The organism is Niastella sp. OAS944 (genome assembly GCA_024809215.1).
Lineage (GTDB): Bacteria > Bacteroidota > Bacteroidia > Chitinophagales > Chitinophagaceae > Niastella.
On record JANUBW010000003.1, the window covers coordinates 715113 to 731899 of the forward strand.

General features: G+C 43.4%; 15 protein-coding genes. 11 read left to right on the forward strand and 4 right to left on the reverse strand.

Features of this window, described 5'->3' with window-relative positions; all coding sequences use genetic code 11:
- The first annotated feature begins 2 nt into the window (after nt 1–2).
- Together GGD38_RS17680 and GGD38_RS17685 are read left to right on the forward strand one after the other, a co-directional pair.
- Nucleotides 3–1154 (forward strand): methionine aminotransferase, encoded by a 1152-nt coding sequence (locus tag GGD38_RS17680; protein ID WP_375297574.1) that lies wholly within the window; start codon nt 3–5, stop codon nt 1152–1154.
- Nucleotides 1155–1179: 25 nt separating this feature from the next.
- Complete coding sequence (locus GGD38_RS17685) at nt 1180–1668, forward strand: GNAT family N-acetyltransferase (RefSeq protein WP_375297575.1); 489 nt, start codon at nt 1180–1182, stop codon at nt 1666–1668.
- 384 nt (nt 1669–2052) lie between these two features.
- Here GGD38_RS17685 and feoB read toward each other — a convergent pair whose 3' ends face one another.
- The 3 genes from feoB to GGD38_RS17700 all read right to left on the reverse strand — a co-directional run bounded on the left by feoB (nt 2053) and on the right by GGD38_RS17700 (nt 5990).
- Nucleotides 2053–4176 (reverse strand): ferrous iron transport protein B, encoded by a 2124-nt coding sequence (gene feoB / locus GGD38_RS17690; protein WP_375297576.1) that lies wholly within the window; start codon nt 4174–4176, stop codon nt 2053–2055.
- 120 nt (nt 4177–4296) lie between these two features.
- Nucleotides 4297–5280: a 2-hydroxyacid dehydrogenase gene (locus tag GGD38_RS17695; protein WP_375297577.1), complete on the reverse strand. Its 984-nt coding sequence runs from the start codon at nt 5278–5280 to the stop codon at nt 4297–4299.
- A gap of 461 nt (nt 5281–5741) precedes the next feature.
- Nucleotides 5742–5990, reverse strand: coding sequence for a hypothetical protein (locus GGD38_RS17700; protein WP_375297578.1), 249 nt, complete (start codon nt 5988–5990; stop codon nt 5742–5744).
- 175 nt (nt 5991–6165) lie between these two features.
- Here GGD38_RS17700 and asnS point away from each other — a divergent pair, with 175 nt between their 5' ends.
- On the forward strand, nt 6166–7605 hold the full coding sequence (gene asnS / locus GGD38_RS17705; RefSeq protein ID WP_375297579.1) for an asparagine--tRNA ligase: 1440 nt from the start codon (nt 6166–6168) through the stop codon (nt 7603–7605).
- Between the two features lie 62 nt (nt 7606–7667).
- Here asnS and GGD38_RS17710 read toward each other — a convergent pair whose 3' ends face one another.
- Nucleotides 7668–8501 carry a universal stress protein gene (locus GGD38_RS17710; protein ID WP_375297580.1) on the reverse strand — a complete coding sequence of 278 codons (834 nt, stop codon included), beginning with the start codon at nt 8499–8501 and terminating at the stop codon, nt 7668–7670.
- Between the two features lie 93 nt (nt 8502–8594).
- Here GGD38_RS17710 and GGD38_RS17715 point away from each other — a divergent pair, with 93 nt between their 5' ends.
- From GGD38_RS17715 to GGD38_RS17750, 8 genes are all read left to right on the forward strand, one after another.
- Nucleotides 8595–9155: an ExbD/TolR family protein gene (locus GGD38_RS17715; RefSeq protein ID WP_375297581.1), complete on the forward strand. Its 561-nt coding sequence runs from the start codon at nt 8595–8597 to the stop codon at nt 9153–9155.
- 178 nt (nt 9156–9333) lie between these two features.
- Nucleotides 9334–10278, forward strand: a complete 945-nt coding sequence (locus GGD38_RS17720) for an isopenicillin N synthase family dioxygenase (protein WP_375297582.1) — start codon at nt 9334–9336, stop codon at nt 10276–10278.
- Between the two features lie 209 nt (nt 10279–10487).
- Nucleotides 10488–10967 carry a hypothetical protein gene (locus tag GGD38_RS17725; protein WP_375297583.1) on the forward strand — a complete coding sequence of 160 codons (480 nt, stop codon included), beginning with the start codon at nt 10488–10490 and terminating at the stop codon, nt 10965–10967.
- A gap of 120 nt (nt 10968–11087) precedes the next feature.
- The gene (locus tag GGD38_RS17730; protein WP_375297584.1) at nt 11088–11675 is read left to right on the forward strand and encodes a penicillin-binding protein activator LpoB; all 588 of its coding nucleotides are present in this window, start codon (nt 11088–11090) and stop codon (nt 11673–11675) included.
- Nucleotides 11676–11712: 37 nt separating this feature from the next.
- A complete protein-coding gene (locus tag GGD38_RS17735; RefSeq protein WP_375297585.1) occupies nt 11713–13134 on the forward strand; it encodes a COG3014 family protein in 1422 nt (473 codons plus the stop codon).
- A gap of 487 nt (nt 13135–13621) precedes the next feature.
- Nucleotides 13622–13924 carry a hypothetical protein gene (locus GGD38_RS17740; protein ID WP_375297586.1) on the forward strand — a complete coding sequence of 101 codons (303 nt, stop codon included), beginning with the start codon at nt 13622–13624 and terminating at the stop codon, nt 13922–13924.
- A gap of 41 nt (nt 13925–13965) precedes the next feature.
- Nucleotides 13966–14376, forward strand: a complete 411-nt coding sequence (locus GGD38_RS17745; protein ID WP_375297587.1) for a PadR family transcriptional regulator — start codon at nt 13966–13968, stop codon at nt 14374–14376.
- A 27-nt stretch (nt 14377–14403) separates the two neighbouring features.
- Complete coding sequence (locus tag GGD38_RS17750) at nt 14404–16620, forward strand: PspC domain-containing protein (protein WP_375297588.1); 2217 nt, start codon at nt 14404–14406, stop codon at nt 16618–16620.
- The last annotated feature ends 167 nt before the right edge of the window (nt 16621–16787 follow it).

Below are 16787 nucleotides of genomic sequence, written 5' to 3' on the forward strand. Positions count from 1 at the left end.
CATTGACGCCGATACAAATTCAATCAAAACTTCCCCAGGTTGGCACTACCATTTTCACTGTTATGAGCGCCCTGGCTACCGGGCATAAAGCTGTGAATCTGGGACAGGGGTTTCCCGATTTTCCCATGAGCGCCGGGCTAACCGCTTTGGTAACCGAAGCCATGAACAATGGGTATAATCAATACGCTCCCATGCCCGGCTGGATGCCGTTGCGCGAAGCCGTTGCCGAAAAGATTGAATTTTTGTATAACTCAATTGTAAGTCCCGACACAGATATAACAATTACACCCGGCGGCACCTATGCTATTTATACTGCGCTTACTACAGTATTACAACCTGGCGATGAAGTAATTGTTTTTGAACCGGCATACGATAGTTATATACCCAACATAGTAGTGAATGGCGCCGTACCGGTACGCATCAATTTGCAATTTCCCGAATACAAGATCAACTGGGCAGAAGTGCGTGAAAAGATAACTCCCAAAACCAGGGTTATTATGCTGAACTCACCGCACAACCCAACCGGCGCTGTGCTGCGCGAAGAAGATATTCTGCAACTGCGCGAGCTGGTTAAAGACACCAACATCATCATTGTATCAGATGAAGTATATGAGCATATTGTTTTTGATAATGTAAAACACCAAAGCATACTGCGCTACCCCGATCTGGTGCAAAGAAGTTTTATATGTTTTTCATTTGGTAAAGTGTATCATTGCACGGGTTGGAAGCTGGGATACTGCGTGGCGCCGGCCGCTTTTACCAGCGAGTTTCGTAAAGTGCATCAGTTCAATTGCTTTAGCTGTCATACCCCTTCGCAGGTGGCGCTGGCTACCTTTCTGCGTAATAAAGACTCCTATTTATCCCTTGCTTCTTTTCTGCAAAATAAGCGCGATTACTTTTTACAATTGATGAAAGATACCCGCTTTACAATGCTCGATAGCAAGGGCAGTTATTTCATTTGTGCTAAGTACGATCGCATTAGCGATGAAACCGATAAGGATTTTGCGGTTCGCATCACCAAAGAATTTGGGGTAGCCGTTATTCCCGTTTCTGCGTTTTACCAAAATGCAACCGATAACAAAGTAGTACGCTTTTGTTTTGGCAAAAAAGAAGAAACACTGGCGCTGGCTGCTGAACGTTTAGCACGAATATAAACGGTTAATTTTTTAAATTAGCTGTATGATAACGCTTATCCCAATGCTTGCCGAACATGCCGGTGCCGTACTTGAAATCTATGGCCATGGTATTGCCTCAGGTATGGCCACCTTTGAAACCAAAGTGCCTAACTGGGAAACATTTAACCTCAAATATCTTCCCCACTCAAGAATAATAGCACTGGATGGAAATGAACCAGTTGGCTGGGCTGCGCTTACACCTGTATCGGCAAGGGAATGTTATAGCGGTGTAGCCGAAGTAAGCGTGTATGTTCATCAGCAACACCAGCGAAAAGGTATTGGCAGAATGCTGCTTGAAGAGTTGATAAACCTAAGTGAACAAAACGACATTTGGTCGTTGTTGAGCGTTATTCATGAAGAGAACAGGGCCAGTATTCATTTACACGAACAATGTGGTTTTCGCTATATTGGTTATCGCGAACGTATTGCCCAGCTCGATGGAATATGGCGCACTACAGTAATGCTCGAAAAACGAAGTAAATTAATAGGGTAATTAAAAGCACCCCTCCTACATTGTATCTCCTCTTATTTATACACTTCTTTGTGAAAGTTGCTTTAACAACCATTTAAGATTTGTACAACAAACCTTTTATATCATTTACTGTCTTATATATAAGTGTGAATTGCACAAATGATGAAGTAGCGATCTGGTTTTGTTAGCCAATAGTTAAGGGAGTTCTTGGTTGTTGCCTATGCAGTAATTCATATTTAAATTTACACTCAAGTAATAAATGCGATTGCAACGCACATAAAAGATATTATTAGGACGGTTTATTTTTCATGGATTGGACAAAAACACAAAGGGACTCTGTCGAGAGCCCCTTTTTCTTTGTCCGCCGAAGCCTTAGCGTAGGCGGATCGTTTAAATATTGTAAGTCTATTTCAGTAGTTGATAAGCTATCAAACTCATTACATAAGCCAGCCCGGTCATATAAACCAGTTGTATCAATGGCCATTTCCAGCTACGCGTTTCTCTTTTAACAATAGCAAGGGTACTCATACACTGCATGGCGAATGCATAAAATATCATTAGCGAAATGCCGGTTGCCAGGGTGTATACCTTACTGCCATCGGGCCGTACAGCTGCATGCATTTTTTGCATCAGTGTACTTTCATCGGCATCGTCGCCACCTTCAACACTATACAGTGTTGCCATGGTTCCAACAAACACTTCACGTGCAGCAAATGAGGTGATCAGGGCAATACCAATTTTCCAGTCGTACCCCAATGGTTCAATCACCGGCTCAATGCTGCGGCCTAAAATGCCTGCATATGAATTTGCCAGCAGCTCGGTATTTTTTGACCGGCTGAGTTCGGCTTCCTGATCGGGATGTTCTTTTATTTGTTGTTCGTACCGGCTTTCAACCTCGGCCATTTTTGCTTTAGGTCCATACGTGCTCAATGCCCAAAGTATAAGACTAATGACCATGATTATTTTGCCGGCATCAAATACAAAGATCTTTGCCTTGCTAACCATTGTCACCAACACGTTCTTCCAACGGGGCGCCCGGTACACCGGAAGTTCCAGAATGAAAAAGCTTTTCTCTTTAATGTTAATAAACAAGCGGGCAATATATGAAACCAACATTGACATTATTGGTCCCATTAGGTACAGGCCCATCATTACCAAACCCTGCAAACCCAAAAAGCCGGCAAACATTTTCTTGGGAATAACCAACCCAATAAGAATGGTATACACGGGCAGGCGGGCGCTGCAGCTCATTAAGGGTGTAACCAATATAGTGAGTAATCTTTCTTTTTTGTTTTCAATATTACGGGCGCTCATAATGGCCGGCACGGCACAGGCAAAGCCACTGATCATAGGCATTACGCTTTTACCATTTAAGCCCACTTTGCGCATTAGTTTATCGGTTAAAAAACTTATGCGGGCCATATACCCCGTGTCTTCAAGTATGGTAACCAAACCAAACAAGATCATTATCTGTGGAATAAAGATCAGGATGCCACCCAGGCCTGCCACAATACCATTAATAAATAAGTCGGAAAACCAGCCTGGCGACATAACATTGGTAAGCCAGCCGCTAATTGCACCAAATGCCCAGTCTATCGCATTCATTGGGTATTCGGCCAGCCAAAAAACACTTTGAAATAAAAGGAACAAAACAGCCAACAGAATAAGATAACCCCAACGACGGTGTAAAAAGATATTATCCAGCTTTTCGGTGAACAATGTTTTTTGCAGCGGCGACGGCTCAGTTACCGATTGTTTCAGAATGGCGCCTATACGTTGATAACGCTGCAGTATTTCTTCTGCCTGCGTTTTGGTATGATTGAAGTTATTAGCCTGTTCAATAGATTCAATTTTATCCTGTATTGATTTGTGCAGGGAAAACGACTCGTGGTTGATGAGATAGTGAACAGCTTTATAATCGCTCAGCTCGGGAAACAATTCCTTCACACTACCAATGGCGGCCGGTGCCAGTGCTTCGTTATTGATAAAATCGCGAACAGGCGCTTTGTATAATTCGAGGGCGGTTTGTTCTATCGCTTTTTTCAGTGGTTGAATGCCTTTGTTCTTACGCGGGTTGATGGGAATTACCGGTACACCCAATTCTCTTTCCAGTTCAGGCACATCTATTTGAATGCCTTTTTGCCGGGCAATATCCATCATGGTAAGGCCTACCACTACAGGAATTTTCAGGTCAATGATCTGCGACGCAAATAGCAGGTTGCGCTTTAGGTTGCTGGCGTCAGCAATTAAAACTACCATTTCAGGCTCATCCACTTCTTTATCCTGCCGCATCAAAACACGGTAAGCCACCCATTCATCTTCACGCCGGGGGTATAAGCTATAAGTACCAGGCAGGTCAACAATAGAAGCGGTAACCTCATCTGATAGTTGACAGAAGCCTACTTTTTTGTCTACCGTTACACCCGGAAAGTTTCCTACTTTCTGGTTCAGGCCGGTTAAAACATTGAACAGGGAACTTTTGCCACTGTTTGGATTTCCTACTAATGCAATATGTATCGTCTTCGCCATTACAAAAAATGCCCTTTTGCATTAAGCAAAAGGGTGCTAAAAAGAGACCGCAAAATTACCAATTAATACCCGGCCGGGATTTACGATATAAGTAAAAACTAGGTGATTATAACAAAACACTTAGATTACTTTGTTCACGAGTGGTTTGCCGGCCTCAAAATCCTGCACATTTTGCAGGGTGGTTTTGGCAATTTCGGTAAGCGCTTCATCGGTAAAGAAACCCTGGTGGCTGGTTATAAGCACATTGGGGAAGCTCATCAAACGCATAATAATGTCATCTTCAATGATCTGCTCACTCAAATTATGAAAAAACAACTTTTCTTCCTGCTCATACACATCGATGCCCAGGTAACCAAGGTGACATGTTTTTAAGGCATGAATGGCATCACGCGTATCAATCAAAGCGCCGCGGCTGGTATTGATAAGCATAACGCCGGGTTTCATCAACCGCAGTGTATTAGCATTTATAATATGTTTTGTTTGATCGGTAAGCGGGCAATGTAATGAAATGATATCGCATTGCGGAAGCAGCTTTACCAGCGGCAGGTATTCAATGCCCTTTGCTTCCAGGTCTTTATTGGCAATAAGGTCGAATGCCAGCACCCGGCAACCAAAGCCCTTCATTATTTGGGCAAACACCTGGCCTATTTTGCCAGTGCCTATAACGCCCACCGTTTTACCGTACAGGTCGAACCCGGTTAAATTTTCCAGTGAAAAGTTGCCTTCCCGCACGCGATTATACGCTTTATGCGTTTTGCGGTTTAGCGTAAGAATAAGCGCCACGGCATGCTCTGCAACCGCATATGGCGAATAGGCTGGCACCCGCACTATTTTAATGTTGTTGGCTTTTGTTGCTTCCAGGTCAACGTTGTTGTAGCCCGCACATCGCATAGCAATGAGTTGCACGCCCCCGGCTGCCAGCCCTTTTATTACGGCGGCGTTCAGCACATCGTTTACAAAAGCACAGACGGCCCCACAGCCTTCGGCCAGGGTAACTGTTTGCTCGTTCAGCTGGGCCTCAAAAAATGCCAACTCATGGTTGGTGTTATACTTTGTGAAATACTCCTTATCGTATGGCTGCGTGGAAAAGAAGGCGATTTTCATAGGAACAAAAGTAGCTGAAAGGCGAGGGAGTTGAGTTGACGAAACTCAGTCTTTCACCTAAATGTTCTCAGTTTGTAGTTCTCAATTCACTGTTCATGGTTCACAGTTCACAGGTGAGAGCCCTAAGTACAGGAATGTTACTCGTTCTTAGATGCAAGTTATTCTGTTATTCAGTTGTTCAGTTTTTGGGGTCTTCGCTGCGCTCGCCATTGTCCAGTGTGACTGGCTTTTGCCAACGTTTTTCGGCTTCGCTGCGCCTGAATTTCCTCAATTATTCGTCAACCTGTATTTCCTCTATTAACTTTCTCAACGCTATCAACTTTTCAACTCCTCGTCAACTCGTTAACCGGTTAACTCGTCAACTTGTATTTCCTTTATCAACTCCATCACCGGTATCAACTTTTCAACTATTTGATGGCGTTAAGCGTTGATTTACAATACTTTTCCTCGACTGCCTCACCCTAGCCTGCCTTGGTTTTTTCCAGATTGCGGGCAATGTTTCGTTCAGAAATAGTAAACCCTATATACAAGCCAATGGAAAATATTCCAATTATAAGGAATGTAAGAAAGAAGGTAAATGCATGGTGAAAATCGCCATTTGGCGGAACTGCCTTGCGCAGGTCTTCGTAATATCTGAACGCTGCAATAAGTGGAGAAACACCAAGCGTGAGAAAAGGTGCTTTCTCAAGCGTATACAACTTACTTTTCATAAAACATGAGCGGTTGGCTTTTTATGGGTTATAAGTTGTTGGTTTAAAAGTAACAAACACTCATTAGTTTCTCAAATATTTATTATCCTCCTTGTTTTCAACTCACAAACTTCTACCAATACTTATCTTTGCTGCCCGCCAGAACGCGGGTAAAACGTTTTAAAACTTATAGGATATGTTCAACAAACGGGTAAAAGTTAAAGATCTGCTGGCCAGTGAGCCTACCGGGCAGGAAGTTATTGTTATGGGTTGGGTGCGGGGCTTCCGCAATAATCAGTTTATTGCCATTAATGACGGTAGTACCAATAATAATATACAGGTGGTGGCTGAACTGGGCACGTTTGATGAAGCTATCCTTAAACGACTTACCCAAAGCGCTTCAGTAAAAGTAACTGGTACCCTTATCGCTTCTCAGGGTAAAGGCCAGAAAGTTGAAGTAAAAGCAACTACTATCGAAATTTTAGGTGATTGCGATCCGGAAAAGTATCCATTACAATTAAGAAACCGTCCAAGCCTTGAGTATTTACGCGAAATCGCTCACCTGCGTTTCCGTACCCAAACCTTTGGTTCGGTGTTTCGTGTGCGCCACGCATTGGCATTCGCCGTTCATAAATTCTATAACGAAAAGGGTTTTGTGTACATGCACACGCCCATAGTTACAGCCAGCGATGCCGAAGGCGCCGGTGAAATGTTTCGTGTAACCACATTGCCAATGGACAATCCGCCGCGCAACGAAGACGGCTCCATCAATTTTAAAGAAGACTTCTTTGGCCGCAGTACCAACTTAACAGTGAGCGGTCAACTGGAAGGTGAACTGGCTGCCATGGCCTTTAGTGAGATCTATACCTTTGGGCCTACCTTCAGAGCCGAGAATTCAAACACCGCCCGTCACCTGGCAGAGTTTTGGATGATTGAGCCTGAAATGGCCTTCTACGACCTGGAAGATAATATGAACCTGGCCGAAGAGTTCATCAAATACCTTATTCGCCATGTGATGGAGAATAACCGCGAAGACCTGGATTTTCTGGCGCAACGCCTGGCAGAAGAAGAAAAACAACTGCCACAGGATAAGCGCAGCGAAATGGGATTGATTGAAAAGCTGGAGTTCGTACTGAATAATAATTTTGAGCGTATAACCTATACCGAAGCCATCGACATTTTGCTTAATTCACCAGCATACAAAAAGAAGAAATTCCAGTATGAAGTGAAATGGGGCATCGATATGCAAAGCGAGCACGAACGCTACCTGGTTGAAAAGCATTTCAAAAAACCGGTTATCGTTACCAACTATCCTAAAGACATTAAGGCGTTTTATATGCGCCAGAACGATGATGGTAAAACCGTAGCCGCCATGGATATCCTTGCGCCTGGTATTGGTGAAATTGTTGGTGGTTCACAAAGGGAAGAACGCCTTGATAAACTTACACAGCGCATGGAAGAAATGCACATCCCTGTTGAAGAAATGTGGTGGTTCCTCGATACCCGCCGCTATGGTACAGTACCGCATGCCGGCTTTGGCCTTGGCTTCGAAAGAATGGTATTGTTTGTAACAGGTATGACCAACATACGCGACGTAATTGCCTTCCCAAGAACGCCGAAGAATGCAGAATTCTAAGCAATAATATTTAAATAAAAAAGGCGTCCTTATATAGCGGGACGCCTTTTCTTTTTTGATAGCTATTCATGAATGGAAACTATCGGTATGTGTGCATGGGTTATTAGTTCACGACTTTTGCTTTTATGAAAAAGCCTGTCGATAAACCGATGTTTTTTGGGAATTATCATAACCATGTCGAGGTTATTATGCTCCGCAAAACTGCTGATGCTTTCCATTACATCTTTGCCTGTTAGCTGCACATATTTAGGACGTACATCTTCCAACATGGCATCCAGATAAGCATTGTCCATTGTGGTTTCTTCCAAATCATCCTGATCAATATCCTGTACATTCAGCACATACAATTCAGCACCAAATTCCTGCACTATATTTTTAATATACTCTACCGGTGTCGACTGCACTACATTTTCAAAATCACAAGCCAGTCCAATTTTTTTGATGCCATGATAAGTAGTGCCGGGTGGCACAACAATTACCGGGCATTTTAACTGGCGAATAGCGGTGAGCGTATTGCTGCCCATGATCATTCGCTCCAGCCCGGTTGCGCCATGGCTGCCCATAATAATAGCAAGTGGTTGAACCGATTTGCATATAGCTCCCAATTCTTCAATAGTATCGCCTAAACGTGCCTCGGTGTATACTTGAATTTGTCCTGCAGTGGCTATAACCAGGTTCTTTTTCAATTCCTCTAACCGTTCTATACTGGTCCTTTTTACTTCTTCAATAGAAACAGTAGTAACGGGCGACACAGGGGGATCTGTAAAGGATACCGGTACATTGTACACGTGCAGTAACACTATACCGGCATTAATTGCCTGCGCCATGTCAACAGCATAATTCATTGCATTGACACTTACAGACGAAAAATCGGTAGGAACTACCAGTGTTTTCATGTTTTTTCTTTTTTAATTAATAAAAGTTCTTTTCCGCTCCTTATATATATGGAAAAATTGTGCCACCGCATCTTATTTTCAAACCAACAACTTATGGCTGAAATAAATGCACCTGCCACCGGCAGCAACAAACCCGGTGCGCGCAGAAGTAAAAAATTAAGTACCCGTGTTGACTTAACTCCCATGGTTGACCTCGGGTTTTTATTGATCACCTTTTTTATTTTCACTACCACAATGTCAAGCCCCAAAGTGATGAAATTGGCAATGCCGAAAGATACCGATGATGGTGATCTTACACCCATTGGCCAAAGCACCGCATTGACAGTAATACCACTCGATGCAAACAGGATCTTTTATTACCATGGCGATTTAGAGAGCGCATTAAAAGAAAATACTTATGGTGTTACCAGTTATTCCGTAACAGATGGGCTGGGACAAATTATTAGAACAAAACAGGCGGCGCTTGACAAAACGAAAGCTGGTAAACATGAAGACCTTATGGTAATGATAAAGCCAACGCCGGAATCGAATTACCAGAATGTTGTAAACGTATTGGATGAAATGTTGATAAATGATGTGAAGCATTATGCTGTATTGGATGTTACGCCCCAGGAAAAAGATGTTGCCAATACAAAAAGCACATCGGCGCTATAGTTTTATGGGTAAAGTAATGGGCACTTACTAACGGCTTATGCTTCGAAATACCCAATTACCGGTATTCTGTAAACAATTATTTATTGTCTTAAATTTTGTGGAGCTTGCAGGGTTTTGTAAATTGTATGTCCCTCGAAATTTCAGGTAATTCATTGTATTAACCGAATAAATAATTTTTATGGCAATACCGGTAGTGAACCTCGCCGATTTTTTATCTGGCGATCCACAGTTAAAGCAAGCATTTGTTAATCAGTTAGGCAAAGCGTATGAAGAAGTAGGATTCGTGGCAGTAAAGAATCATGGCATACCCGATGACCTCATTGCCGATCTGTATAAATATGTGCAACAGTTTTTTGCTTTACCCGGCGAAGAAAAGAAGAAATATGAAATACCGGATCTGGCTGGTCAGCGAGGGTATACATCGTTTGGCAAAGAACATGCAAAGGGAAGTGATGCGCCAGACTTAAAAGAGTTCTTCCAATTCGGTCAGGTGGTTGAAGATAATGATCCTATTAAAAGTGAATATCCCGATAATGTTCAGGTAAACGATGTGCCTGCATTCAATGCCACGTTTACAAAAGCGTACCGCGCATTTGAGAAATCGGGTAGGGCATTGTTACAGGCAATTGCCTTGTATCTGGGGCTCAATGAGCATTATTTTGACGAATACATTCATAATGGCAATTCCATTTTGCGGGCTATTCATTATCCGCCTATAACACAGGAGCCAAAATCGGCCATTCGTGCCGAACAGCATGAGGATATTAACTTAATAACCCTGCTTGTTGGCGCTTCGGCCGATGGATTACAAATTCTAACCAAACAAAATGAATGGGTACCGGTAACTTCATTACCTGAGCAAATAGTAGTGAACGTGGGCGACATGTTACAACGCCTTACCAATAATAAACTAAAATCTACTACGCACAGGGTCGTAAATCCACCAAGGGAAATGTGGGGTTCTTCAAGGTTTTCTATCCCCTTCTTTCTGCATCCGAAAGGCGAAATGAGCCTGGCTTGCTTAGAAAGTTGTATCGATGAAAGCCATCCTAAGGCTTTTCCTGATGCTACCGCCGGTGAATACCTCGATGAACGCCTGCGCGAGATTGGATTAAAGAAATAATTAATTGATTTTGAGCCCCAAACGTTGGGGCTTTTTTCTTTAACTCCTACTTAACGAGTTGCTGATTATTTTAGTGGTAGCAAACATTGATTAACTAAACAACGTTACTATTCTGTACCCGGGAAGAATTAGGGCAACATTGAAATAATTAATGTATTGTCTTTTTCGTTAATAACTTTGCACTACAATAAAAAGTAAAACCTCAATCAATGAAACGAAATGTACTTTATAACTTGTTACTGTTACCACTTGCTATGCTTATAGCTACGTGGGGCATGTCGCAATCACTTGCGCCCGACCAAAATCCCGATTATATGGTAAGCCAGGCCAGGTACATGGGCATGGCCGATTCATTAAACGTTACACACGGGGAAACCATTCAGGATACCTATAAGGCTATTGACTGGATGGCCGACAGACAGCAAAGACGCGAGGACCGCAGGGCTTTCCGCCGTCAGATACGTTTAGAAAGAGCCCGCTATGGTTATTACTATAACGATTACGGGTATAATTATAATTACGGTTATAATTATAATTATCCATCTTATTCTTATTATCCCAGTTATTCGGGTAACTATTGGTATAATTACCGTCCATATCATAATTACTATCGCTCCCGGTGGAATAACTGGAACCTGATTCCCCTGGCTGCTACCGCTGCAACGGTTGGCTGGTTATTAAGCAGGTAATAAGCAATACCAACAAATTGTTTTGAATACTAATGTATGGGACCGCAGCCAATGCGACCCCAGTGGAGAAAGTCACGCTAAGAATCTTTGATAACTACTGTTTCCTTTAAAATATAAGAAATGAAAAACGTTTATCTGGCCGTTATGGCCCTGGTTGTAGCCGGTACAAGTATTTCGTGTGCACACAAAGTAACCCGTATTGACCCCCAAGAGCAAATTGACCTTAGCGGCCGCTGGAACAATACCGACAGCCGCCTGGTGGCTGACCAAATGATCGATGATATTTTAAGAGAAAAATGGGTAGGCGAACACCAGGAACAACATAACGGACAAAGACCCGTGGTGATCGTAGGTTTTGTTACCAACAAAAGCCATGAGCACATTGAAGCCGAAACTTTTGTAAAAGACGTTGAACAATCATTTGTAAAAAGCGGCCGCGTACGTTTGGTACAGGGTGGTAAAAAAAGAGAAGAGCTGCGTGCCGAAAGAGCCGATCAGCAAACCAATGCCAGCGCCAGCAGCATGAAAAAATTTGGTCTTGAACAGGGAGCCGATTACATTTTGCAAGGTTCTATTAACTCCATAGTTGATTCACAAAAGCGTAAAAAGGTTGTGTACTACCAAATAAACCTTGAGCTTACCAACATGCAAAGCAATGAAGTGGTATGGATAGGCGATAAAAAAATAGCTAAATACGTACAGAACTAATTGACCGCAACGCCCGTTGATCAGCAATGGTACCCCCATGAATTTATTATCAAAACATATGATAAGGGCATTGGCTATAGTATGCCTGATGCCCTTGTTGTTTTCCTGCGTCACATACAACAATCGTATTGGCTCGTATTACGAGCAGGTGCTCAATAACCAGTACGATAAGGCGTATAGGGCCCTTGATCAAAACAAGCTATTGCTGCGCAAACGCAACAAGCTGTTGTACCTTTTTGAAAAAGGGAAAATGGCGCATTTGCTAAAGCAGTACGATAGCAGCAACCTGTATTTTAATGAAGCCGATCTTTTTATTGAAGATGCCCGAACAACGGCAGGTGATATAGCCGTAGGCACTTTGCTTAACCCTATGATGGAAACGTATAAGGGTGAAGATTTTGAAAAGTTCATGGTGCATTATTACAAATCGCTGAACTATCTGGGACTGGGCAAAACTGAAGATGCCATGGTTGAGGCCCGGCGTATTTCATTGCGTAACTATGCGCAACAGGATAAAGCCGGTTTTAATACCAACCGTTATAGCGACGATGCCCTGGCTTTAATACTGCAGGGTATTATTTATGAACAAAGCGGCGATATGAACAATGCGTTTGTCTCGTACCGTAATGCGGCCGATGTATTTTTAAAGAATAAAGGTGAATGGTATGGTGTAAGCCTGCCCGATCAATTGAAGCAGGATGTGTTACGTACTGCTGCCGCCAATGGTTTTACCGAAGATGTTCAACACTATTCAACATTGCTGAACACTACTTACAAACCTTCGGCTACAGCGCCGGGTGGTGAGCTGGTGCTTTTTTGGGAAAACGGGCTGGCCCCGGTAAAACAGGAGCAAAGCTTTTTCTTTGCTCTTACCAAAGACGGGCTGGGTAATTTTATGTTTACCGATCCCAGCGGCTCAACCAATGTGCCCTTTATTTTTGATAGTAACTTCAACCCGGAAAACATTAAACTGGCCGATCTGCGCTCGCTGCGGGTGGCGTTTCCCAAATACCTTGAGCAACCGGTGGCGTATACACACGGCACCGTTTTGGTAAATAATGTTCTATATAATTTTGAGCAGGCCGAAAACATCAACGATCTGGCTTTTGCCACTTTGCGGGAAAGGTTTTTAAAAGAGATGTCCAAGGCGCTGAGCCGTATTGCTATTAAGAAAATAGCAGAGGCCGCGGCCCGCCCTAAAAAAGACGATAAGAACAAAGATGAGAAAGAGGCGCTTGCTTCGGCCATTCAGCTGTTCAGCTTAATATCTGAAAAGGCCGACACCCGTAACTGGCAAACCCTGCCACATACTATATTATATACCCGCATTCCATTGCAAACCGGTAGCAACCAAATTCAGGTAACATTTAGCGGCCCTAACCAGCAAACCAAACCGGTAAACCTGGTAGTTGAAGGTACTGGCCGTTTACAGGTACAGAATATTTGCACGCTTAGGTAAGAAAGCTATAAATGAATTATTGGGCGGATAAGTCATCCTGAAAAGGAAAGCTTATCCGCCCATTCTATTTACCCTGGGCAAAGAATTTTGATTGCCATTTATGGGAATAACAGGGACTTCAAAGGAATTTTAAAAGGACTTTTCAGGGACCTAACAGGGGTAAAATGCCTGTAAGGTCCCTGTGAGGTCCCTGTTATTTCCCTGTGAGGTCCCTGCTAGGTGAAATAGATCCTTTCCAAAATCCCAAAGCTGGCCCAGCCCAACTAACTCCTTTCGACCTCGCTTTTCTACCACTCATACAATCCCAAAAACCTAGTTTCAAGAATGCTTCAATCCAAAATCATTGAAAATCAAATGTTTTTGGTTAAGCTGATTAGCATTTTATAAACATTACCGTGATTAGAATGGTACTATGTGTTGCATAGTACTAAAAACCTCCTTATATTTGTGATGTGAAAGGGAATAAAACCCTGCCTCACACCAAGCCATGCCAATCCCAATTATTATAGCCATTTTGATCGCCCTGTTTACGTTGGGCGCTAATATGGATAAGCAAAAAGCCTCGAGGCCCGAAGTGGTGATCTTAGGCGGTAAACAGTATAACTGGGTTGATAAAAAAGAGAAGAGCGATAACTTAGTAGTAATGGGGCCTGAGCAGCAGGACCATTCAATTACCATTAAAGGGCAACGGCAAACAGGATCTTTTGAAAATATATTCCAGTTATTGGGTTTGTACCAGATCATAAAGGCAGAGCCGATAGCTGCAGCAAACAATTCTATAAACCAGTAATATGAAACAGACAGTTTGTAGGTCTGAGAAAAAGTATAGCCATGAATATTGAGAACACCCAAAGTCAGATGCGGAAAGGGATACTGGAGTTTTGCATACTCTCAATCATTCGCCGCGGGGAAGCTTACCCGAGTGATATTGTGGATGAAATGAGAGGGGCAAATCTCCAGATCCTGGAGGGTACCCTTTACCCCTTATTAACCCGGTTGAAGAATGCAGAAATGTTAACCTATCGATGGGTTGAGAGTAATTCGGGCCCTCCCCGCAAATACTTTTCGCTTACCCCTAAAGGCGAAGAGTTTTTTAAAGAGCTGGAAACAACCTGGAACGAGCTGGCCAATGCAGTGAATACGCTGGCAAGCAAAAGGGAGTCGCTGGCAACCTCGGTCAATGAGAACAATGCCATTGAAAATTCAGAATATCCTAAGGAAACACCCCAACCCAACAACTAAAACTTCAACCAACAAACACTATTCACCATGAAAAAGGTAATCAATATAAATTTCCAGGGCAGGGTAGTTCCTATTGAGGAAACTGCTTTCGAAATATTGAAGCAATACATAGATAGTTTGCGAAGGTATTTCGCCAACGAAGAAGGCCGCGATGAGATCATTAACGACATTGAAAGCCGTATTGCTGAATTGTTTTCAGAAACAATAAAAAAAGGCGCTACCTGCATTACCGACGCCGATGTACAAGCGGTGATGGCAAGCATGGGCCGCCCCGAAGACTTTGAAGCCGAAACCGGCTCCAATGGCGGTAGCGCTTCCAATGCTTCAACCGGCGCGGGTGCAGGCGAAGAGCAACAACAGGGCGCTCATCAACAATCGCAGGCCGGCCCTGGTCCACAGTATGCAACGCACCGCAAACTGGTTCGCAATGCCGATGATAAGATCATTGCCGGTGTATGTAGCGGCCTGGCCAACTACTTTCGCATAGACCCCGTTATAATGCGTATCATTTTTGTGGTATTGCTTTTCACCGGTGGTTCTGGTTTGCTTGTATACCTTATTTTATGGGTAGCGGTGCCTTCACAGTCGGTTCAATCGAATATTACAAAACGGCTATATCGTAGTGCAGACGATAAAGTGATAGCTGGTGTTTGTGGTGGTTTGGCTGCTTATTTGAACATCAACACCTGGGTGCCCCGCCTCATATTTGCGTTGCCCTTCATTCTTGGTTTGCTATCGGGCCCTTTTCATTGGTGGTGGGACGATTTTACTTTCTCTTTCATTCCTCGTGTAGTATCGGGTTCGTTGGGTAGTACATTGTTTATAAGTTATATTGTTTTGTGGATTGCGGTACCCGTTGCCGTTACAGCAGCTGAAAAACTTGAAATGCGGGGGGAGCGCGTAGATCTGAACTCAATTCGTGATACTGTTAAGGAAGACCTGGAGAGTTTCAGATCTAAAGCACAGAACTGGGGAAATGAAGTTAAAGAAAGCGCCCAGCAGTTTGGCAGCCAGGCAAGGCAATATGCAAAAAGCGAACGGGTAAAAACATTTACTACCGAGGCTTCGGCAACGGCCCGTAATGCCGGCAGTGGTATTGCACATATAATCGGGGTATTGTTTAAAGCCTTCTTCCTGTTTATTGTAGGTATTGTTGCCCTTGCTTTATTTGGCGTGTTGATTGCTATGCTTTTTGGCAGTGTGCCTCTGATGTCGGTAAAGGAATTTTTACTGGAAGGTTTTTGGCAAAACTCACTGGCCTGGCTAACCGTTTTCCTGTTCCTTGCAGTACCTATCATTTCTATGATCACGTGGCTGGTGCGCCGTATAATGGGTGTGCGCTCTAAAAACCATTACCTGGGTTATGTGTTTGGAACTTTATGGTTTATCGGAATTATGAGCGCCGCGTTACTGGTTGGCTCTATTATCCGAAGCTTTAAATCGAGAAATTTTGTGGAGGAGAATGTTACTTTAACCCAGCCTTCAACCGGTAAATTGTTTCTCGATGTTACTTCGCAAAATATAAACTACCGTTACTATAGCAATGACTGGGGCTGGGGTTGGAACTGGGACAATGAGTGGCCTTTGTTTGGCGCCAACCTCGATTCCATTATGCTGAATATGGTGCGTATTGATGTGGTGAAAAGCCTTGATAATAATTTTCATATAACCAAGGTGCGGTTCAGCCGCGGAAAAGATCCTGTAGTGGCAAGAAGTATTGCAGAGAAGATCAATTTCCCCATATCACAAAACGACAGCACCGTGTACCTGCCCAAAGGATTTTCAATAAGCAAGAACGAACGCTGGCGCAACCAACAGGTATTGCTGGTATTGCAGGTTCCGGTTGGTAAAAGGTTTATGTTAGACCGGAACGTTGGACGCTACGATCATTTTGATGTGAATTATAACCACCGCGGCAGTATTGACATTAGCGATACCTGGGAACGTACATATTGGGTTGAAGATGGTAAAGAATATATAATGACACCCGATGGCCCCAAGAAAGTTAAAGACCTTGACCCTCAGGCGTTACTTCGTGGTGAATATAAAGAGCGCGAAAAAGAGATGACTGAAGAGGAATTGAAGGGCGAACTTAAAAAGCAGAAAATTGAAGAAGAACGCGAGCGCAAACAGTTAAACAAAGAGATCGATAGCACCCACGGTGGCGGTTACCGTTACCAACGTAAAACAAGGGAAAACCAAAAGGATACTACACCAGCAAAAGTGCAGTCCTCAGCTATATAAAACCTCCCCGCCGCTCTGTTATCCGAACGTCGGAAGCAGGCGGGGTTGAAGTTGGAACAACAGGGGCCCTCTATAGGGCCCTTTTTAATTGGAATACTGTTGCTGGTTTCCAGGTACCAGTTGCCTGGGCAACAGGCTGAACAAAGAAAGGCATGCTGCCATTAAGG